2 protein-coding genes are annotated in these 23953 nt (G+C 74.5%); both read left to right on the top strand.

The window, feature by feature from the left end; all coding sequences use genetic code 11:
- Positions 1 to 130 precede the first annotated feature (130 nt).
- Complete coding sequence (locus ACFV2X_RS33175; protein WP_385623700.1) at positions 131 to 12238, top strand: SDR family NAD(P)-dependent oxidoreductase; 12108 nt, start codon at positions 131 to 133, stop codon at positions 12236 to 12238.
- 20 nt (positions 12239 to 12258) lie between these two features.
- Complete coding sequence (locus tag ACFV2X_RS33170; protein WP_385623698.1) at positions 12259 to 23931, top strand: SDR family NAD(P)-dependent oxidoreductase; 11673 nt, start codon at positions 12259 to 12261, stop codon at positions 23929 to 23931.
- The last annotated feature ends 22 nt before the right edge of the window (positions 23932 to 23953 follow it).

Below are 23953 nucleotides of genomic sequence, written 5' to 3'. Positions count from 1 at the left end.
GCCGGTGTGAGCGTGTCTTGGCGCGCTGTGCGGGCTGGACTGAGGAGCCGCGCAGCGACGGAGGAGCGAGCAGCGACGAGGGAAGCCCGCGCGTTGGAGCGCGCCAAGACTGAGCGGGAGGAGGGGCCAAGTGACCACTGAGACGAACGAAGAGCGGCTTGTCGATTACCTGAAGCGGGTCGCCGCCGATCTGCATGACACCCGGGCGCGGCTGCGCGAGGTGGAGGACGGGCAGCGGGAGCCGGTGGCCATCGTGGCGATGGCCTGCCGCTACCCCGGCGATGTCGCCTCCCCCGAGGCTCTGTGGGACCTCGTCGCCGCGCGCCGCCACGCGATGACCGCGTTTCCGGACAACCGCGGCTGGGACCTGGAGCGGCTGTTCCACCCGGACCCCGACCACCCCGGCACCAGCTACGCCCGCGAGGGCGGATTCCTGCACGACGCCGACCTGTTCGACCCGGAGTTCTTCGGCATCAGCCCCCGCGAGGCGGCGGCGGTCGACCCGCAGCAGCGGCTGCTGCTCGAAGTGGCCTGGGAGGCGCTGGAGCGGTCGGGCATCGCGCCCGGGTCGCTCAAGGGCACGCCCGTCGGCGTATACGCGGGCACCGCTCTGCCCGGCTTCGGCACCCCGCATGTCGACCGGGCCGCGGAGGGCTATCTGGTCACCGGCAACGCGCCGAGCGTGCTGTCCGGCCGGGTGGCGTACACCCTGGGTCTGGAGGGGCCCGCGGTCACGGTGGACACGGCGTGTTCGTCGTCGCTGGTGGCGATGCACCTGGCCGCGCAGGCGCTGCGGCAGGGCGAATGCGACCTCGCCCTGGCGGGCGGTGTGACGGTCATGACGACGCCTTATGTGTTCACGGAGTTCGCGCGGCAGCGCGGCCTGGCGGCCGACAGCCGGTGCAAGGCATTCTCCGAGGGCGCCGACGGCACGGCGTTCGCCGAGGGCGCGGGGCTGCTGGTGCTGGAGCGGCTGTCGGACGCCCAGCGCAACGGGCACCAGGTGCTGGCCGTGATGCGCGGCTCGGCGATCAACCAGGACGGCGCGAGCAACGGGCTGACCGCGCCCAACGGCCTGTCGCAGCAGCGCGTCATCCGGCAGGCGCTGGCCAACGCCCGGCTCTCCCCGGCGGATGTGGACGCGGTCGAGGCGCATGGCACGGGCACCTCGCTCGGCGACCCGATCGAGGCCCAGGCGCTGCTGGCCACTTACGGTCAGGAGCGGCCCGAGGGCCGGCCGCTGTGGCTGGGCGCGATCAAGCCGAACCTCGGACACACACAGGGCGCGGCGGGCGTCGCCGGCGTCATCAAGATGGTGATGGCGCTGCGGAACGCCTCGCTGCCCGCCCTGCTGCACGCCGACCGGCCCACGCCCGTGGTCGACTGGGACGATGGCGCGGTACGGCTGCTGGCCGAGCCGGTCGCGTGGCCGGCCGGGGACCGGCGGCGCCGGGCCGGCGTCTCGTCCTTCGGCATCAGCGGCACCAACGCGCATCTGATCCTCGAGGAGGCCCCGCCACGGCCGGACACGGAGCTGCCCGCGGACACGCCGCAGCGGCCGGAGGGCACCGCCGTGCCGTGGGTGGTCACCGCGCGCGGCGCGGCGTCGCTGCGTACGCAGGCCGCGGCGCTCGCCGAGCACATGGCCGCGCGCCCGGACACCCCGGTCGACGACATCGGCTGGTCGCTGGCCACCACCCGGTCGCCGCTCGACCACCGCGCGGTCGTACTGGGCGCGGACCGTGAGGAGTTGTCCGCTCGGCTCACCGACCTCGCGGAGGGGCGGACACACCCCGACGTGACGCGGGCGTCCGCACCGGCGCGGCTCGGCGGCAGTGCGTTCCTCTTCACCGGGCAGGGCAGCCAGCGCGCCGGTATGGGCGCCCAGCTGTACCGGGCCTATCCGGCGTTCGCCGCCGCCTTCGACGAGGCGTGTGCGGCGCTCGACCCTCATCTGGGGCGGTCGCTGCGGGAGCTGGTGTTCGTACCGGCCGAGGGAGACGAGGCCGAGGCGAGCCCGCTGGACGCGACGGAGGTGACGCAGGCCGCGCTGTTCGCCGTCGAGGTCGCCCTGTACCGGCTGGTCGAGTCGTTCGGTGTGGTCCCCGGCTATCTGGCGGGACACTCGGTCGGCGAACTGGTCGCCGCGCATATCGCCGGAGTGCTGTCGCTGCCGGACGCGGCACGGCTGGTCGCCGCCCGGGGGCGGCTGATGCAGGCGCTGCCCGAGGGTGGTGCGATGGTCGCGCTGGAGGCCACCGAGGAGGAGGTGGCGCCGCTGCTCGCCGGGCGGGCGGACGAGGTGGCGCTGGCGGCCGTCAACGCGCCGACGTCGGTGGTGGTCTCGGGTGATGAGGACGCGGTCGAGGAGATCGCCCGTACGATCCGGGAGCGCGGCCACCGGACCAGGCGGCTGCGGGTCGGCCACGCCTTCCACTCGCCGCGGATCGACCCGATGCTGGAGGAGTTCCGGCAGGTCGCCGCCTCGCTGACGTACTCCAAGCCCCGGATCGCCGTCGTCTCGAACGTCACCGGCGCGCTGGCCGGGGCCGAGCAGCTGTGCGACCCCGACTACTGGGTGCGGCACGCACGGCAGCCGGTGCGGTTCCGCGACGGCATCGCCACGCTGCGCGCGGAGGGTGTCACCCGCTTCCTGGAGCTCGGCCCGGACGCCGTGCTCACCACCATGGCGCGCGACTGCCTGACCGGCCAGGCCACGGAGTCGGCCCCGGAGGGCGCCGCCACCGAATCCGGTCCCGGCGCGCCGGTGCTCGCCACGGTGCTGCGCAAGGGCCGCGACGAGCCCCGTACGCTGCTGACCGCGCTCGCCCAGCTCCATGTGGACGGCGAGAGTGTCGACTTCTCCGCCGCCTTCCCGCCCGCCACCCAGGCCACCGACCTGCCCACCTACCGTTTCGACCGCCGCCGGTACTGGCGGGACGCCCCGCAGGCGGAGGCGGACGTACGGGCCGCGGGGCTCGAGGCGAGCGACCATCCGCTGCTGCGCGCCGCGCTCGAACCGGCGGACGGCGGGCTGCTGCTGACCGGCCGGCTGTCGCTGCGCGACCAGCCCTGGCTGGCCGACCACGCCATCGTGGACGCGGTGCCGCTGCCCGGCACGCTCTTCGTGGAGCTCGCCCTCCAGGCCGGCGAACGGGTCGGCTGCGACCTGATCGACGATCTCACCCTGGAGGCGCCGCTGCTGCTGCCCCCGGTGGGTGCGGTGGACCTCCAGCTGGCCGTCGGGGCTGCCGACGCGGCCGACCGACGGGCCGTCACCGTCTACTCACGCCCGTCCGGCGGCGGTTCGGAGGGTTCGGAGAACCCGGGGGTCGCGGATGGGCCGGGCGACGGCCCGTACGGCCCGTGGCGCCGCCATGCCACCGCCACGCTGAGTGCCACGCCGAACGGCGCGGGGACCGGTGCCCCCGAGCCCTCCGCGCCGCCGGCCCAGTGGCCCCCCGCCGGGGCGGAGGCCATCGACGTGGCCGGGCTGTACGAGCGGCTGGCCGCCGAGGGCTACCGGTACGGACCGGCGTTCACGGGGTTGCGCGCCGCGTGGCGGGTCGGCGAGGAGATGTTCGCCGAGGTGGGTCTCGCCCCCGGTCAGCGGGGCGACGGCGGTGCGTACGCCATCCACCCCGCGCTCCTGGACGCCGCCCTGCACCCGATCGGCGCGCTGTTCACCGGCGAGGACCAGGCGGGCGGCGCACCGGGCACGGTCCGGCTGCCGTTCTCCTTCGGCGGCGTACGGCTCCTCGCGCGCGGAGCATCCCGGCTGCGGGTCCGCATCACGCCGACCGGTCCTGACACCGTGACCATGCGGCTGTCCGACGACACCGGCGCCGAGGTCGTGGCCGTCGACTCGCTCACGCTGCGCGCCGTTTCCGCGCAGCGGTGGCGGTCCGGGGCGGTCCCGGCCGACCGGCCGCTGTACCGGCTGGACTGGGAGACCTTCGCGCTGCCCACCGCCGTGGCACCGGCATCGGCGCCGGACCGCTGGGCCGTACTCGCCGGGGATGACACTCGCGCCACGGACGCCGCCACGGCCTCACTGCCCGCGGAACACATCGCGCGCCACCCCGGCCTCGCCGTGCTGAGCGCGTCGGTCGCCGCCGGGGCCCCCGCCCCCGACCTGGTCGTCATGGCCTGCCTCGGCGCCCCCTACGACACGTCCGACGACGGCGACGAGCCGCCCTCCCGGGTACGCACCGCCACCCACCGTGTCCTCGCGCGGCTGCGGGAGTGGCTGGCGGACGACGCCCTCGCCGCCGGCCGGCTGGTGGTCCTGACCGCCGGAGCCGTCGGGCCCGTCGGAGCCGACCCGACCGACGCGCCGGCCGATCTGGCGGGCGCTGCGGTCCTGGGCCTGCTGCGCGCCGCCCAGGCAGAACACCCGGGGCGGATCGTGCTGGTGGACACCGATGACGCCCCGGCGTCCCGGGACGCGCTGGCGGCAGCGGTGGCTGCCGCCGTGGCCGCCGGTGAGTGGCAGCTGGCGCTGCGCGACGGGCGTGCGCTGGTGCCCCGGCTGGTTCTGGCGCACCCCGACCCCGACGTGGCGCCGGTGGCGCTCGACCCCGACGGCACCGTGCTGGTGACCGGCGGCACCGGCTCGCTCGGCCGGCTGCTCGCCCGCCACCTCGTCGAAAATCACGGCGCCCGGCATCTGCTGCTGGTGAGCCGGAGCGGGCCGGCCGCCGAGGGCATCGAGGCGTTCGCGGCCGGACTCGCGGCCGACGTACGGGTCGAGAGCTGTGACACCACCGACCCCGAGGCGCTGGCCGCCCTGCTCGCCGGCGTCCCCGACGAGCACCCGCTGACCTCGGTCGTGCACACCGCGGGTGTGCTCGACGACGGCGTGGTCACCTCGCTGACGCCCGAACAGCTCGATGCCGTGCTGGCGCCGAAGGTGGACGCGGCCTGGCAGCTGCACCGGCTGACCCGGGGCGCGGACCTCGCCTCGTTCGTCCTGTTCTCGTCCGCCGCCTCCGTGCTCGGCAGCGGTGGGCAGGGCAACTACGGCGCGGCGAACGCGTTCCTCAACGCCCTCGCCGAGCACATCCGCGCCACGGGCAGCCCGGCCACCTCGCTGGCCTGGGGCCTGTGGGGGGTGGACGAGGGGATGACGGAACACCTCGCCACCGCGGACCGGGCCCGGATGGCGCGCTCGGGCACCGCCGCGATGTCCGGGGAGGCGGGCCTGGCCCGGTTCGACGCGGCGCTGGCCACCGCGCTGCCCGTGCTGGTCCCGGCCAGGTTCGACCTCGCCGTGCTGCGCGAGCAGGCGGCCACCGGCGCGCTGCCTCCGCTGCTGCGCCGCCTCGTACGCCTGCCCGTCCGTACGGCCACGGCAGTGAAGGCGTCCCCCTCCTGGGCCGGGCGGCTCGGCGGGCTGCCGGAGACCGAGCAGGACCGGGTGATCGGGGAGCTGATACGCGACCGGATCGCCGCCGTTCTGGCGCATCCGGAGCCGGAAACCCTCGAACTGGGCCGGACGTTCGCGCAGCTCGGCCTCGACTCGCTGACCGCGCTGGAGCTGCGCAACGCGATCCATGAGGCGACGGGTGTCCGCCTCCCGGCCACCGCCATCTTCGACTACCCGACCCCCGAGACCCTGGTGAGCCATCTGCGCACCGAACTGCTCGGCGCCACCGCGGCCACCGCGCCGCTGCCGCCGGGGGCCGGGGCTCAGGTCCGGACCGGGGGCGCCGACGACCCCGTCGTGATCGTCGGCATGGCCTGCCACTACCCGGGCGATGTGCACTCACCGGACGAGCTGTGGCGGCTGGTGGCCGACGGGGTGGACGCGATCGGCCCGTTCCCCGAGGACCGTGGCTGGGATGTGGCCGGGCTGTACGACCCGGACCCCGAGCGCACGGGCAAGAGCTACGCCAGGGAGGGCGGCTTCCTGCATGAAGCGGCCCTGTTCGACGCGGAGTTCTTCGGGATCAGCCCCCGGGAGGCGCTGGCCACCGATCCGCAGCAGCGGCTGCTGCTGGAGACGGCGTGGCAGGCGTTCGAGCACGCCCGTATCGATCCGGCGGCGCTGCGCGGCAGCCGAACGGCGGTGGTCACCGGCATCATGTACGACGACTACGGTGCGCGGTTCCTGGGCCGGATCCCGGAGGGGTACGAGGGCCAGATCATGACCGGCTCCACGCCGAGCGTGGCATCCGGCCGGGTGGCGTACACCTTCGGCCTGGAGGGGCCGACGCTGACCGTGGACACGGCGTGTTCGTCGTCACTGGTGGCGATGCACCTGGCCGCGCAGGCGCTGCGGCAGGGCGAATGCGACCTCGCCCTGGCGGGCGGCGTGACGGTGATGGCCACGCCGAACACGTTTGTCGAGTTCTCGCGCCAGCGCGGACTGGCGCCGGACGGGCGGTGCAAGCCGTTCGCCGCCGCCGCCGACGGCACCGGGTGGAGCGAGGGCGCGGGGCTGCTGGTGCTGGAGCGGCTGTCGGACGCCCGCCGCAACGGGCACCGGGTGCTCGCGGTCCTGCGGGGTTCGGCGGTCAACCAGGACGGCGCGAGCAACGGGCTGACCGCGCCCAACGGGCCGTCCCAGCAACGGGTGATCAGCCAGGCCCTGGCCGTGGCGGGGGTGGACCCCACCGGGGTCGATGTGGTGGAGGCCCATGGCACGGGCACGACACTGGGTGACCCCATCGAGGCGCAGGCCCTGCTGGCCACCTACGGCCGGCACCGCCCCGCCGAACAGCCCCTGTGGCTGGGGTCCGTCAAGTCGAACATCGGCCACACCCAGGCCGCCGCCGGGGCGGCCGCGGTCATCAAGATGGTCATGGCCCTGCGCCACGGCCTGCTGCCCGCCACCCTGCACGTGGACGAGCCGAGCCCACATGTGGACTGGTCGAGCGGAAGCGTCCGGCTCCTCACCGAGGCCACCGACTGGCCCGAGGCCGACCGGCCCCGCCGCGCCGCCGTCTCCTCCTTCGGCATCTCCGGCACCAACGCCCACCTCATCCTGGAACAGGCCCCCGACCAGCCCGAACCGCAACCAGAACCGGAACAGCCCGAGTCCGCCACCGCGGGCGGCATCGTGCCGGTCGTGCTCTCCGCCCGTACGGCCGAGGCGCTGCGCGCCCAGGCCGCGAACCTGGCGGGGCGGCTCCCCTCGGCCGAGGTGGCGGAGGTGGGCTGGTCGCTGGCGACCACCCGCTCGGCGTTCGAGCACCGGGCGGTGATCGTGGGCGAGGACCGGGCTGCGCTGCTGGCCGGTCTGGAGAAGCTGGCCGCGGACGAGCCCGATCCGGCGGTGGTGGCGGGAGCGGCGATCACCGCGGCCGCGGGCCCGGTGTTCGTCTTCCCGGGCCAGGGGTCGCAATGGCGCGGTATGGGCGTGGAACTGCTGGACACCTCGCCGGTGTTCGCGGCCCGGATCGCGGAGTGCGAGCGGGCCCTGGCGCCGTACGTGGACTGGTCGCTCACCGCCGTACTGCGCGGTACGGACACCGCCACTGACCCCCAACGCGTGGATGTCGTCCAGCCCACCCTGTGGGCCGTCATGGTGTCCCTGGCCGCCCTCTGGCAGCACCTGGGCATCACCCCGGCCGCCGTCATCGGCCACTCCCAGGGCGAGATCGCAGCCGCCTGTGTGGCCGGTGCCCTGACACTCGACGACGCCGCCAAGGTGGTGGCCCTGCGCAGCCAGGCGCTGCGTGCCCTGGCCGGCCACGGCACCATGGCCTCGCTCACCCTCGGCGCCGACGACACCGCTGGGCTCCTGGAGGAGCTGGGCGAAGAGGCCGACGACGTCACCGTGGCCGCCGCCAACGGCCCCGCCACCACCGTCATCTCCGGTGCGGTGGAGCAGATCGCGACCGTCCTGGCGGCGGCCGAGGCGCGCGGCGCGCGGACCCGCACCATCGATGTGGACTACGCCTCCCACGGGCCCCATGTCGACCGTATCCGCGAGGACATCGTCTCCGTCCTGGACGGTCTCGCGCCCACCGCGTCGGAGGTCGCCTTCTACTCGACGGTGACCGCCGATCGCCTGGACACCGCCGGGCTCGACGCCGACTACTGGTTCACCAACCTCCGCCGGCCGGTCCGCTTCGCCGACACCCTCGCCACTCTCCTCGCCCACGGACACCGGCACTTCATCGAGGTCAGCCCGCACCCCGTGCTGATCCCCGGGATGCAGGACGGCTTCGAGGCGGCCGGCGCCCCCGCCACCGCCGTCCCCACCCTCCGCCGCGACCAGGGCGGGCCCCAGCAGCTCGCCCAGGCCGTGGCCCGCGCGTACACCGCCGGTCTGGCCATCGACTGGGCCCCCTGGTATCCGGCCGGGCCGCGCACCACCGATCTGCCCACCTACCCCTTCCAGCGCCGCCGCTACTGGCTCGGCATGGACGGCGGGCCGGGCGATCTGCGCAGCGCCGGACTCACTTCGGTGGCCCACGCCCAGCTCGGCGCCGCGGTCGAACTGGCCGACGGCGGACTGGTGATGACCGGCCGGCTGCCCGCCGCCGGGAGCGGCGGCTGGCTGGACGATCACGTCGTCGCCGAAACGCCCCTGGTGCCGGGCACGGCCCTGGTGGAGTGGGTGCTGCGGGCGGCCGACGAGGCGGGGTGCGGCGGGATCGAGGAGCTGGCTCTCCATGTCCCGATGACGCTGCCCGCGTCCGGTGGGCTGCGGATCCAGGTCGTGGCGTACGCGCCGGACGGGGACGGCCGCCGCGAGGTACGGGTGCACTCCCGCCCCGACGCGGAGGACGGCTCGTCGCCCTGGACCTGCCACGCCACCGGACACCTCTCCCCGACCGCGCCGGGCGCCGCTGATCCGGCCGCGGCCGGGGTGTGGCCGCCGCGGGACGCCGAACAGGTCGACGTGGCCGACTTCTACGGCCGCGCCGAGGCGATCGGCTACGGCTACGGACCGGCCTTCCGGGGTCTGACCGCCGCCTGGCGGCAGGGGGACGATCTGCTCGCCGAGGTGGTGCTGCCGGAGGCGGCGCGCGGGGGCGCCGACGGGTTCGCCCTGCACCCCGCGCTGCTCGACGCGGCCCTGCACCCCCTTGCCCTGGACGGCCAGGGGGCGGACGGGCAGCTGCGGCTGCCGTTCGCCTGGAGCGGTGTGTCGCTGTGGGCCACCGGCGCTCGCGCGGCCCGGGTCCGTATGTCCCCGCTGGAGCACGGCTTCCGGCTGGTGGTGGCCGATGCGGCGGGCCAGCCGGTGCTCAGCGCCGAGTCCGTGGTCGTACGCCCCACCAGCGCGCGGCAGTTGCGCGACGCGGGCGCGCGGCGGGTGGACGGGCTGTACGAGGTGGCGTGGGTGCCCCTGCCGCCGCCGTCGGACACCTCGGCTGAGGCGGCGACGGAGACGGGGGCCGTCGAGGAGTGGGCGCTGCTGGAGGGCGGCCCGCTGCCGTTCGACCCGTCACAGGCCGGATCGCCGCCCCGCCACGCCGACATCGACGCCCTGCTCACCGCGGCCGCCGCCCTGCCGTCGACGGTGCTCGTCGGCGTGCCCTCCCCCGAAAACGACCAGGATTCGGCCGAGGGCGCGTTGGCCGTGACCACCGGTGTGCTGACGCTGGCGCGGCGGTGGCTGGAGACACCGGAGCTGGCCGACGCCCGGCTGGTGCTGGTCACCCGGGGCGCGGTGGCGGCCGACAGAGCCGGGGAGGCCCGGGAGGCCCGGGAGGCCGACGAGAACGCGGTGGGTCCCGACCCGGCGGCGGCCGCGGTGTGGGGTCTGCTGCGCAGCGCACAGGCGGAGAACCCGGGCCGTTTCCTGCTGTGCGACATCGACGACGGCGCCGGGCCCGACGATGTGCTCGGCGCCGTCACACGGGCCGTGGCCCTGGACGAGCCGCAGGTGGCGGTGCGCGGTGGCCGGGTGCTGACGCCTCGCCTGGAGCGGGCGGGCGCACCGGAGTTGGCTCCGCCGCCGGGCGAGCCGGCCTGGCGGCTGGCGGCCGATGACACCGGCACCATCGACAGCGTGTCGACCGTGGTCTGCCCGGAGGTGCTGGAGCCGCTGGCGCCCGGGCAGGTGCGGATCGCGGTGCGGGCCGCGGGCATCAACTTCCGCGATGTGCTGATCGTGCTCGGGATGTATCCGGACGAGGGGGTGTTCCGGGGCAGCGAGGGCGCGGGCGTGGTGCTGGACGTGGCCGACGATGTGACGTCGGTGGCCGTCGGCGACCGTGTCTTCGGGCTGTTCGAGGGCGCCTTCGGGCCCGTGGCCGTCGCCGACGCCCGCGCCGTCGTACCGATCCCGCCGGGCTGGACGGACCAGCAGGCCGCGGCCGTCCCGACGACGTTCCTGACCGCCTGGTACGGGCTGGTGGACCTGGCCGGACTCAAGGCGGGCGAGTCGGTGCTCATCCATGCCGCCACGGGCGGCGTGGGCACGGCGGCCGTGCAGATCGCCCGCCACCTGGGCGCCGAGGTGTACGCGACGGCCAGCCCCGGAAAGCACGCCGTACTGGAGGCCATGGGCATCGACGAGGCCCATCGCGCCTCCTCCCGCGACCTGGACTTCGAGACCGCCTTCCACGCCGCCACCGGTGGCCGCGGCTTCGACGTGGTCCTCAACAGCCTCGCGGGCGAGTACACCGACGCGTCCCTGCGGCTGCTGACCGGCGGTGGGCGCTTCATCGAGATGGGCAAGACCGACAAGCGCGACGCCGAGCGGATCGCCGACGCCTACCCCGGCGTCCGCTACCGCTTCTACGATCTGGTGCCGGACGCCGGTCTGGACCGGGTCGCGGAGATGCTGACCACGCTGGCCGGGCACTTCGCCCAGGGCGTTCTGGCGCCGCCGCCGGTTCGGGCGTGGCCGCTGGCCGAGGCCCGGCAGGCGCTGCGGCAGATGAGCCAGGCCAAGCACACCGGCAAATACGTCCTGGACATTCCCCGTACGCTCGACCCCGACGGCACCGTCCTGATCACCGGCGGCACCGGCACGCTCGGCGCCCTCGTCGCCGAACACCTCGTCACCAACCACCACATCACCCATCTCCACCTCCTCAGCCGCCGCGGACCCGACGCCCCCGGCGCCGCCGAGCTGACGGCCCGACTCACCGAACTCGGCGCCACCGTCCACATCACCGCCACCGACACCGCCGACCCGCACGCCCTCCACCAGGCCCTCGACACCGTCGACCCCGGCCACCCGCTCACCGGTGTCATCCACGCCGCGGGGGCACTGGACGACGCGGTGCTGACCGCGCAGACCCCGGAGCGGCTGGCGTCGGTCTGGGCGGCGAAGGCGACGTCCGCGGCCAATCTCCACCAGGCCACCAAGGATCTCCCCCTGGCCATGTTCGCCATCTTCTCCTCGGCCGCCGGCACCCTCGGCACCCCGGGGCAGGCCAACTACGCCGCCGCCAACGCCTACTGCGACGCACTCGCCACCCGGCGACACCACACCGGACTGCCCGCCACCTCCATCGCCTGGGGCCTGTGGGCCGCCACCAGCGAGATGACCGGGCATCTGGCGGACACCGACCTGGCCCGGATGAGCCGCACCGGCTTCACCCCGCTGGCCACCCCGATGGCGCTGGCGCTGTTCGACGCCGCCGGGCGACACAGCGGCGCCACCCCGCTCGCGCTCGACCTCGATCCGCGTACCCTCGGCGCCCAGCCGTCCGACGCCGTGCCCGCGGTGCTGCGTACCGTGGCCGCCGCGGGAGCGCCGGTCCGGCGTACCGCCGCCGTCGCACAGTCCACCGACTGGGCGGGCCGGCTGGCCGCGCTCTCGGCCGCCGAGCGCCACCGCGAGCTGGTCAACCTGGTACGTACGCATGCGGCGACGGTGCTCGGCCACAGCGACCCCGCGGCGCTCCGCGCGGACACCTCGTTCAAGGAGCTGGGGTTCGACTCGCTGACCGCCGTCGAGCTGCGCAACCGGCTCTCGGCCGCGACCGGGCTGCGGCTGCCCGCCGCGCTCGTCTTCGACTATCCCGACGCGGAGACCATGGCCCGCTTCCTGGACCAGAAGCTCGCCCCCGCGGACCGGACGGAGGCGGCGGCGGTCGACCACCTCGCCCCCGTCCTGAACGACTTGGCCCGGCTGGAGTCCACCCTGGGCAGCCATGACGTGGACGGGAAGGCGCGCGAGACGATCGCGGGCCGGCTCCACGCCCTGCTGTCCCGGCTGGAGGGGAGCACGGCCAGTGCGGCGGACATCGACGGCGAGGCGCTGGAGTCCGCCTCGGACGACGAGATGTTCGCGCTCATCGACCAGCAACTGGGCTCGTCCTGACGAGAAGTGGGGGAGGACCAATGTCGTCCACGGAAGACAAGCTGCGCCAGTACCTCAAGCGGGTCACCGTCGACCTGGGCGAGGCCCGAGCGCGCCTGCGCAAAGCGGAGCAACGCCAGCACGAGCCCATCGCCATCACCTCCATGGCCTGCCGCTTCCCCGGCGGTGTCACCTCCCCGGAAACCCTGTGGGAGCTGGTCGACAGCCGTACCGACGCCATCGGCCCCTTCCCGGCCAACCGCGGCTGGAACCTGACGGGCCTCTACCACCCCGACCCCGACCACTCCGGCACCAGCTACGTCCGGGACGGCGGCTTCGTCCACGACGCCGATGAATTCGACGCCTCCTTCTTCAACATCAGCCCGCGCGAAGCCCTCGCCATGGATCCGCAGCAGCGGCTGCTCCTCGAAACCGCCTGGGAACTCCTCGAACGCGCCCATATCGACCCCACGGCCCTCAAAGGCACCGCCACCGGCGTCTACACGGGCTGCGGGGTGCCCGGCTTCGGCACCCCGCATATCGAGCGGAGCGCGGAGGGTTTCCTGCTGACGGGCAACGCGCTCAGCGTGGTGTCCGGCCGTATCGCCTTCACCCTCGGCCTGGAGGGCCCCGCGGTCACGCTGGACACGGCGTGCTCGTCCTCGCTGGTGGCGATGCACCTGGCGGTGCAGGCGCTGCGGCAGGGCGAATGCGACCTGGCGCTGGCCGGTGGGGTGACGGTCATGTCGACCCCGAACGTGATCGTCGAGTTCTCCCGGCAGCGCGGCCTGTCCCCGGACGGGCGGTGCAAGCCGTTCGCCACGGCGGCCGATGGCACGGGCTTCTCCGAGGGCGCGGGCCTGGTCCTGCTGGAGCGGCTGTCGGACGCCGAGCGCAACGGGCACCAGGTGCTCGCCGTCATCCGGGGTACGGCCGTCAACCAGGACGGCGCGAGCAACGGGCTCAGCGCCCCCAACGGGCCCTCGCAGCAGCGGGTGATCCGCCAGGCGCTGGCCAACGCCGGGCTGGCCACGGTCGAGGTGGACGCGGTGGAGGCCCATGGCACGGGCACCACGCTCGGCGACCCGATCGAGGCCGAGGCGCTGCTGGCCACCTACGGCCAGGAGCGGCCGGAGGACCGTCCGCTGTGGCTGGGGTCGATCAAGTCCAACATCGGCCATGCGCAGGGCGCCGCCGGGGTCGCGGGCGTCATCAAGATGGTGATGGCCCTGCGCCACGGCACTCTGCCCGCCACCCTCCACGTCGACGAGCCCACCTCGCACGTGGACTGGGACCGTGGCACGGTACGGCTGCTGACCGAACCGGTCGACTGGCCGATGGCCCCCGACCAGCCGCGCCGGGCCGGTGTCTCGGCGTTCGGCATCTCCGGCACCAACGCCCACCTCATCCTGGAGGAGGCGGGCCTGCCCTCGGCGGCGGAGGCTGAGGACACCGCACCGGAGGAGGACATCGCCGAGCCCGTCGTCCTGGGCGGTGTGGCGCCCTGGGTGGTCTCGGCCCGTACCCAGGAGGCCCTGGCCGACCAGGCGCGCGGGCTGGTCCGGGCCATCACCGGCACCGGCACCGACACCGACGCCCACGCCGACGCCGACGCCCCGTATGTCGCGCCCGCCTCGCCCGCCGAGGTGGCCTGGTCGCTGGCCACCACCCGCGCCACATTCGACCACCGCGCCGTGGTCACCGGCACCGAACTCGCCGACCTCACGGCCGCGCTCGAGGCCCTGGCCACCGGCGGCGAACACCCCCACCTCGTCCGCGGCACCGCCCTCGACCCGCAGGCGGGCCCGGTCCTCGTCTTCCCCGGCCAGGGCTCCCAGTGGCCCGGCATGGCCGTGGGACTGCTGGACTCCTCCCCCGCCTTCGCCACCCGGATCGCCGCCTGCGAACGGGCCCTGACCCCGTACGTCGACTGGTCGCTCACCGCCGTTCTGCGCGGTACGGACACCGCCACCGACCCGCACCGCGTGGATGTCATCCAGCCGACCCTGTGGGCCGTCATGGTGTCCCTGGCGGGCCTGTGGCAGGACTTCGGCATCACCCCGGCCGCCGTCATCGGCCACTCCCAGGGCGAGATCGCCGCCGCCTGTGTGGCCGGTGCCCTGACCCTCGACGACGCCGCCAAGGTGGTGGCCCTGCGCAGCCAGGCGCTGCGCGCCCTCGCCGGACACGGAGCCATGGCCTCGCTCACCCTCGGCGCCGAGGACACCACCCGCGTGCTGACCGAACTCGGCCAGGCCGCCGAGGACGTCGCGGTCGCCGCCCACAACGGCCCCCGCTCCACCGTCGTCTCCGGGCCACCGGACCAGATCGCCACCGTCCTGGCGACCGCCGAGGCGCAGGGCGCGCGGACCCGCACCATCGACGTGGACTACGCCTCCCACAGCCCGCACGTCGACCGCATCCGCGACACCATCCTCGCGCAACTCGCCGATCTGGTCCCCGCGGCGCCCACCATCCCCTTCTACTCCACCGTCACCGGCGAGCCGCTGGCCGACACCCCGCTCGACGCCGAGTACTGGTTCACCAACCTCCGCCGGCCGGTCCGCTTCACCGACACCCTCACCACTCTCCTGGACCACCAGCACCGCCACTTCATCGAGGCGAGCCCCCACCCCGTCCTCACCCCCGGCATCCAGGACGCCATCGACGACGCCGGCGTCCCCGCCACCACGATCCCCACCCTCCGCCGCGACCACGGCACCCCCCACGACCTCGCGGACGCCCTCGCGCTCGCCCACACCACCGGCCTCGCCGTCGACTGGCGGCCCTGGTACGCCACCACCCCGCCCGCCACCACCGATCTGCCCACCTACCCCTTCCAGCGGCAGCGCTACTGGTCGGCGGCGGGCCGCCGGACCGGCGACGTCAGCGCGGCCGGACTGCGGCCGGTGGACCATCCGCAGCTGTCCGCCGCGACGGGCCTCGCCGACGGCGGGCTCCTGCTCACCGGGCGCCTGCCGGCGGCAGGGGACGCGGGCTGGCTCGGCGAGCAGGAGTTCGCCGATGTGGTCCTGGTGCCCAGCACGGCCCTGGTGGAGTGGACACTGCGGGCGGCCGACGAGGCGGGCTGCGGCGGCGTCGAGGAATTGACCCTTCAGGCCCCGCTGACCCTGTCCGCCGCCTCCGAACTGCGGGTCCAGGTCGCGGTGGACGCCCCCGACGAGGACGGCAGCTGCACCGTACGTATCTCCTCCCAGCCCGCGGTCGACGCCCCGGACCGAGCCGACGGGCAGGACTCCTGGACCTGCCATGCGGCGGGCACCCTCACGCCCGCCGCGGCCGCTGGGACCGAGCTGGCGGGCGCCTGGCCACCGGCCGGTGCCGAAGCCGTGGACCTCACCGGCCTGTACGCGCGCGCCGAGGCCGCCGGCTATCGGTACGGGCCGACGTTCCAAGGTGTCCAGGCGGTGTGGCGGCACGGCGCCGACCTGCTCGCCGAAGTGGCCCTGGACCAAGGGGCCGAGGAGGGCGGCGACGAGTTCGGCATCCATCCCGCGCTGCTCGAATGCGCCCTGCACCCGGTGGCGCTGGACGATACGCCGCCGGCCGATGCGGACACCGACGGCCCGCTGTGGCTGCCGTTCGCCTGGAGCGGCGTTTCCCTGCACGCGGGCGGCGCGACGAGCGTACGAGTGCGGATCGGGCAGCGGGGGCAGACGGACACCGAAGGCCGTGAGCTGACCGTCGTGGTCGCGGACCCGACCGGCGCCCCGGTGCTCACCGTGGACTCGGTCGCGCTGCGGCCCGCCGACGGCGACTGGCTGAAGGCCGCGGAACGGCGGTCCACGGCCGACCTGTTCACGGTGGAGTGGCTACCGCTGCCGCCCCCGGAGAGCCGGCCCGAGCCCGACGAGGCCGAGGACGGCTGGGCGACGCTCGGCGCCTCCGGCCCCGGGCGCCACTACGCCGACCTGGCCGCGCTGCTGTCGGCTGCGGACGGTGGAGAGCCCGCGCCGCCTGTGGTCCTCGCCGCCGTAACGCCGACGACTGACACCTTGGGGCTCATCCAGGAGTGGCTGGCGGAGCCGAGGCTGCGGGACTCCCGGCTGGTGCCGATCACCTCCGGCGCGGCCTCGGTCGGCGACGGCGACGGGCCGGTGGATCCGGCGAGCGCGGCCGTGTGCGGCCTGATCCGGGCGGCCCAGGCCGAACACCCGGACCGCTTCACGCTGGTCGACATGAGCGCCGACGCGGACGATGACGAGATGTTGGCCGACGCCGTACGCCGGGCCATCGCCGCGGACGAACCGCAGATCGCGGTCCGTTCGGGCGAGGTGTCGGTCCCCCGTCTGCTGCGCGCCACCGCCCGGCCCGACGAGGGCGCGGCGGTCGAACTGTCCGGCGGCACGGTGGTGGTGTCGGGCGCGACGGACCATGTGTCCGGCGACGTCATCGCCGAGCAGCTGGTACGTGCGTACGGCGCCGAGCGGCTGCTGCTCCTCTCCCCCGAGCCTTCCGAAGCGACGCGACTGCCCGACCTGACCGAGCGGCTGACGGCACTGGGCGCGGCGGTGGAGACCGTAACGGTCGATATCGCCGACCGCGCCGCCCTGGCGGAGGTTCTGGCGTCCGTACCCGACAGCCACCCGCTGGTGGGCGTGGTGCATCTGGCCGGGGTGGGAGACGGTGCGTGGCAGTTGCACACCCTCACCCAGGACCTGCCGCTGCGGATGTTCGTGGTGTTCTCAGCGGCCGACGTCGGATACGCCGCCGACGCCCACACCGACGCCCTGATCGCCCATCGGCGCGCCGCCGGGCTCCCGGGCACGGGCCTGGTCTGGACCCTGGGGGACGAGGCCACGGCCGACACCTCGCGCCTGTTCGACGCGGCGTTCCACGTCGTACAGCCCCTGGTCGTGGCCGCCGATCCGGACACCGCACGGCTGGGCCCCGAGGCCCCCGCACTGCTGCGCGCCCTGGCCCGGCCCGCCCGGCGCCGCGCCGCGGAGCGGCAGTCGGCGGCCCACGCCCTGACCTCGCGCCTCGCCGGTCTCGACGCGTCCGGACAGCGCGAACTGCTGCTGGATGTGGTACGCCAGATGGCCGCCGTGGTCCTGGGCCACTCCTCCGACACCGCGATCCGGGCCGAGGCCGCCTTCAAGGAGCTGGGCTTCGACTCCCTCACGGCCGTCGGGCTGCGCAACCGTCTGGTCGACGCCACCGGCCTGCGGCTGCCCTCGACCCTCGTCTTCGACTACCCGACCCCCCGGTCCCTCGCGGACCATCTCCTCCAGCTCGTGACCAGCACCGCGCCCACCACCTCGATCCCGGTGGGGCCGACCCGGGTCGCGAGCGCGGACGACGACCCCATCGCCGTGGTGGCGATGGCGTGCCGCTTCCCCGGCGATGTGACCACGCCCGAAGGGCTGTGGGACCTGGTGGAGGCGGGCGAACACATCCGCGGCCCGTTCCCCACCAACCGCGGCTGGGACCTGGCCAATCTGTTCCACCCCGACCCCGAACACCCCGGTACGACCTACGCCTCGCAGGGCGCGTTCATCTACGACGCCGACGGCTTCGACGCCGCGTTCTTCGGCATCAACCCCCGCGAGGCGCTGGCCATCGACCCCCAGCAGCGTCTGATCCTGGAAACCGCCTGGGAAGCCCTCGAACGCGCCGGTATCGACCCGCACACCCTCAAGGAGAGCCTGACCGGCGTCTACACCGGCGTCATCTACCACGACTACGCGTCCGGTCTGTCCGCGGGCGACCCCCGGCTGGACGGCTACACCATGCTGTCCAGCATCGGCAGCATCATCTCCGGCCGGGTGGCGTACACCCTCGGCCTCCAGGGCCCGGCCGTCACCGTGGACACCGCCTGCTCCTCCTCCCTGGTCGCCATGCACCTCGCCGCCCAGGCCCTCCGCCAGGGCGAATGCGATCTGGCGCTCGCGGGCGGGGTGACGGTCATGGCCACTCCGGACCCGTTCACCGGGTTCTCCCGGCAGCGCGGTCTTGCGCCGGACGGGCGGTGCAAGCCGTTCGCCGCCGCCGCCGACGGCACCAGCCTGAGCGAAGGCGCCGGGCTCGTGCTGCTCGAACGCCTCTCCGACGCCCGCCGCAACGGCCACCAGGTGCTCGCGGTGGTACGCGGCTCGGCGATCAACCAGGACGGCGCGAGCAATGGTCTGACCGCCCCCAACGGCCCCTCCCAGCAACGCGTCATCGCCCAGGCCCTCGCCAGCGCCGGTCTCGGCCCCGCCGATATCGACGCCGTCGAGGCCCACGGCACCGGCACCACCCTCGGCGACCCCATCGAGGCCCAGGCCCTGCTCGCCACCTACGGCCGGCACCGGGCCGACGACCGGCCGCTGTGGCTCGGCTCGGTCAAGTCCAACATCGGTCACACCCAGGCCGCCAGCGGCATCGTCGGCGTGATCAAGATGATCATGGCCATGCGCCACGGCCGGCTGCCCGCCAGCCTCCATATCGACGAGCCCAGCCCGCATATCGACTGGACCAGCGGAAACGTCCAGCTCCTCACCGAAGCCATCGACTGGCCCGAGGCCGACCGGCCCCGCCGCGCCGCCGTCTCCTCCTTCGGCGCCTCCGGCACCAACGCCCATCTCATCCTCGAACAGGCCCCGGAAACAACTCAGTTGACGGCCGTCGCTCCCCCGCCCGGTGCCGTGCCCTGGCCGCTGTCCGCCCGGAGCGATGACGCCCTGCGCGAGCAGGCCACGGCGCTCGCCGAGCAGCTACGGGCCGACGGCGGCACATCGGTGGCGGCCGTGGGGTGGTCGCTGGCCACGACGCGGGCGGTGTTCGAACGGCGGGCCGTGGTGGTCGGTGATGGCCTCGAGGAGATGGCCGCCGCCCTGGAGGCGCTGGCCGCCGGGGATCCGCACCCCGGCCTGTCCACCCCCACCGGCGCCGCTTCGGAGGCGCCGGGGAATGTGGTGTGGCTGTTCTCCGGGCAGGGCAGCCAGCGCCCCGGTATGGGCGCCGAGCTCTACCGGCGTTTCCCCGTCTTCGCCGCTGCCTTCGACGAGGTCTGCGCGCTCCTGGACCCTCATCTCGACCGCCCGCTGCGCGACGTGGTGTTCGCCACCGACCCCGGACACGGCGATCTGATCCACCACACCACCTACACCCAGGCCGGGCTTTTCGCCCTCCATCTCGCCCTCGCCCGCCTCCTGACCAGCATGGGCCTGGCCCCCGACGCCGTCGCGGGCCACTCCATCGGCGAGATCTCCGCCGCCCACCTCGCGGGCGTGCTCTCCCTGGAAGACGCCGCCCACCTGGTCGCCGTCCGCGCCACCCTGATGGGCGAACTGCCGCCCGGCGGCGCCATGGCCACCGTCCACGCGAACGAAGAGGAGATCACCGCCACTCTCGGCGACTACCCCGGTCTGGCCATCGCCGCGATGAACACCCCGGGCCACACGGTCGTCTCCGGCCCCGCCGACCAGGTCGCCGCCGCCACGGCCTGGTGGCAGGAGCAAGGGCGCAGGACCCGGTCCCTGCCGGTCTCCCATGCCTTCCACTCGCCCCTGATGGAGCCCATCCTCGCCCCGTTCACCGAGGCCATCGGCCAGCTGGCCTTCCAGCCGCCCCGTATCCCGCTGATCAGCAACCTCACCGGCCGGCCCGCGGGCGAGGAGATCACCACCCCCGAATACTGGGCCCAGCACATCCGCCGGCCCGTCCACTTCCACCAGAGCATCACCCATCTCGCCGAGGACACGGCCGTCTTCCTCGAACTGGGCCCGGCTCCCGTGCTGACCCACGCCGTCCACCACACCCTGCCCGAGGGGACCACCGCCACCGCGCTCGCCACCCTCACCGGTAAGCAGTCCGATGTGCCGGCCCTGGCCCACAGCCTGGCGTCGCTGCACATCGCCCACGCCCCGCTGGACTGGACGCCCTGGTATCCCACCGACCCGGCGCCCGAGACGGTCGCCCTGCCCACCTACCGCTTCCAGCGCCGGCCGTACTGGATCGCCCCCCACACCTCCGGCGGCACCGCGCCCGGCGGCACCGGCCTGGACCATCCGCTGCTGGACGCGGTGGCGCCCCTGGCGGACGGCGGCGTGGTGCTCACCGGGCATGTCCCGCCGGCCGACCACGACAGCTGGCTCACCGAACACACCATCGCGGACACCGTCCTGCTGCCCGGTACCGCGCTGCTCGAACTCGCCCTGTGCGCCGCCGAGCACACCGACAGCCCCCACGTCGAGGAACTTCTCCTCCACCACCCGCTCACCCTCCACGCCACCTCCCCCCTCGATCTGCAGATCGTCGTCGGCACCGCCGATGACACCGACCGCCGAGTCCTCCACGTCTACACCCGCCCCCAGTCCGCCCCCACGGCCGAGTGGACCCGGCACACCACCGCCACCCTCGCCGCCGAGCCCGCGCCCGACCGCGACCAGCCGACGGCGGAGCGGGAGGCGGCCTGGCCGCCCTCCGATGCCGAACCCGTCGACATCACCGGCTTCTACGACCGCGCGGCGGCGAACGGCTATGCGTACGGGCCCGCTTTCCAGGGGCTCCAGGCGCTGTGGCGGCGCGGCGACGACCTCTTCGCCGAGGTCACCCTGGCCACGGCCGAGGACACCGAGGACACCGCCGACGCCCTCGCCGTCCACCCCGCGTTCCTCGACAGCGCGCTCCACCCTCTGGTGGCCGTCACGGACACCTCGGGCGGCGAGGTCTGGCTGCCGTTCTCCTGGAGCGGCGTCACCCTCCACGCCACCGGCGCCACCCACGCCCGGGTCCGGATCACCTCCCAGAACGAGAGCGGGCACAGCCTCACCCTCACCGACGCCACCGGCCGGCTCATCCTCACCGCCGACGCCGTCACCACCCGGCCGCTGCGCTTGGACGCACCCCAACCGGCCACCACCGAAGGGCTGTTCACGCTGGAGTGGACGCCCGCTGCGCCCCTCGCCGACCGGTCGGACGAGTCCACGGCCCCCGAGGTGGTCTTCGCCAAGTCGCCAGTCGCGGACGGTGAAGGCGGCGAGCTGGAGGCCGTCGAGCGGGCGTTGACGCTGGTGCAGAACTGGCTGGCCGAGCCGCGGTCCGACGACGCCCGGCTGGTGGTGCTGACCCGTAAGGCCGTGGCCGTGGACGAGGAGACGGACATCGACCCCGTCGCGGCGGCCGTCTGGGGCCTGGTCCGCAGCGCCCAGTCGGAGAACCCCGGCCGCTTCGTCCTGCTGGACACGGACCTGCCCACGGTCCTGCCCACGGACCCGGACACCGATCCGGACACCGATCCGGCGTCCGACGGCCTGGTGGCCGACGCGGTCCGCTGCGCGCTCGGCCTCGACGAACCGCAGCTGGCGCTCCGCGGCGGCCGGATCCTGGTGCCCCGGCTGGTCCGCGCGACCGCCTCGGCCACGCTCGTACCCCCGGTCGGCCAGGGCGCGTGGCGGCTGGACGCCGCGGGCACGTCGGGCTCCGCGACGATCGACTCCGTGGCGCCGGTGCCGTTCCCCGAGGCCGAGGAGGAACTGGCGGCCGGGCGCGTACGCATCGAGGTGCGCGCGGCCGGTGTCAACTTCCGCGATGTCCTGATCAGCCTCGGCATGGTGCCCGACCAGACCCGTATCGGCGGCGAGGGCGCGGGCGTCGTCCTCGAAGTGGCCCCCGACGTCACCACGGTGGCGCCCGGCGACCGCGTCCTGGGTGTCTTCGACGGCGCGTTCGGCCAGGTCACCGTCTCCGACGCACGGATGGTGACCCGGATGCCCGATGCCTGGGACTTCCCGCGGGCGGCGGCCGTCCCCGTGGCGTTTCTGACCGCCTGGTACGGGCTGGTGGAGCTCGGCCGCCTCAAGGCGGGCGAGTCGGTCCTCATCCACGCGGCAGCAGGCGGCGTCGGCATGGCCGCCGTGCAGATCGCCCAACACCTGGGCGCCGAGGTGTACGCCACCGCCAGCCCCGGCAAACACGCCGCGCTGGAGGCCATGGGCATCGACGAAGCCCACCGCGCCTCCTCCCGCGACCTGGACTTCGAAGCCACCTTCCGCACCGCCACCGGCGGCCGCGGCGTCGACATGGTCCTCAACAGCCTCGCCGGGGACTACATCGACGCGTCGCTGCGTCTGCTGGCCAAGGGCGGCCGTTTCCTGGAGATGGGCAAGACCGACCTCCGCGACCCCGAACAGGTGGCCAAGGACTTCGCCGGGGTGGACTACCGGGTGTACGACCTGGTCTCGGACGCCGGGGCGGACCGCGTCGCGCTGATGCTGGCGACCCTGGTGGCGCTGTTCGACGAGGGCGTGCTGACGCCGCCCCCGGTGCAGGCGTGGCCGCTGGCCAAGGCCCGCCAGGCGCTGCGCTTCATGAGCCAGGCCAAGCACACCGGAAAGATCGTCCTGACCATCCCCCCTGCCCTCGACCCCGGCGGCACGGCCCTGATCACCGGCGGCACCGGCACCCTCGGCGCCCTCGTCGCCGAACACCTCGTCACCAACCACCACATCACCCACCTCCACCTCCTCAGCCGCCGCGGACCCGACGCCCCCGGCGCCGCCGAGCTGACGGCCCGGCTCACCGAACTCGGCGCCACCGTCCACATCACCGCCGCCGACACCTCGGATCCCGAGGCCGTGCGGCAGGTCGTCGACGCCATCGACGCCGACCACCCGCTCACCGCCGTCATCCACACCGCCGGCATCGTCGACGACGCGATGGTCACCTCCCAGACCCCCGAAACCCTCGGCCGTGTCTGGGCATCCAAGGCGGCGGGGGCGGCCAACCTCCACCGGGCCACCCACCACCTTCCGCTCTCCATGTTCGCCCTCTACTCCTCCGTCTCCGGCACTCTGGGCAACCCCGGACAGGCCAACTACGCCGCCGCCAACGCCTACTGCGACGCCCTGGCCTCCCGGCGGCACCACGCGGGTCTGCCCGCCACCTCCATCGCCTGGGGGCTGTGGGACGCCACCAGTGACATCACCGGACAGCTCACCGAGGCCGATGTGGCGCGGATGGGCCGCACCGGTGTCACGGCACTGGCCGCCGACCACGCGCTGGCCCTCTTCGACGCGGCCCACCAGCACGGGGACCCGCAGCTCGTGGCGCTCGACCTCGACGTCCACACGCTGGCCTCCCAGCCGGTCGCCACCCTCCCGGCGGCGATGCGCGCCCTGGCCACCCGCCCGAGCGGGGCCACCCGGCGCGCCGCCGCGGCCGCCCAGCGCCCCGACGACTGGACACGCCGGCTCGGCGGGCTCCCGGAGGCCGAACAGCGGCAGCAGTTGCTCACGCTGGTGCGCACCAACGCCGCGACGGTGCTCGGCCACGCGGACGCCGAGAGCGTACGGGAGGAGGCGCCGTTCACGGATCTGGGCTTCGACTCGCTGACCGGCGTCGAGCTGCGCAACCGGCTCTCGGCCGCGACCGGGCTGCGGCTGCCCGCCGCGCTGGTCTTCGACTTCCCCTCGGCCCGGGCGCTGGCCGACCATCTGCGCGACCAGCTGGTGGCGGACGGCGGGTCGGGCGCCCAGGGCGGGGTGGACCCGGTCCTCGGCGAGCTGGCGCGGCTGGAGTCCACACTGTCGGCCCTCGACCTGCCCGAGGCGGACGCGCGCGCGGTGACAGATCGGCTTGAGGGTCTGCTGGCCCAATGGAAGGCGGCGTCCGCGCCGCCGGCCGAGGACAACGCGACCGACCGGCTCACGCTCGCCACCGCCGACGAAGTGCTCGCGTTCATCGACAACGAACTCGGCACCTCGTGAAGGCTCAGTTGCTCGCTTCGAC

Source organism: Streptomyces sp. NPDC059679 (genome assembly GCF_042734105.1).
Taxonomy (GTDB): Bacteria; Actinomycetota; Actinomycetes; order Streptomycetales; family Streptomycetaceae; genus Streptomyces.
This window is presented reverse-complemented; position numbering and strand designations above follow the sequence as displayed.

Bases quoted from the DNA above. Each gene is read 5' to 3' on its own strand.
- ACFV2X_RS33170 (WP_385623698.1), top strand. From the start codon at position 12,259: ATGTCGTCCACGGAAGACAAGCTGCGCCAGTACCTCAAGCGGGTCACC.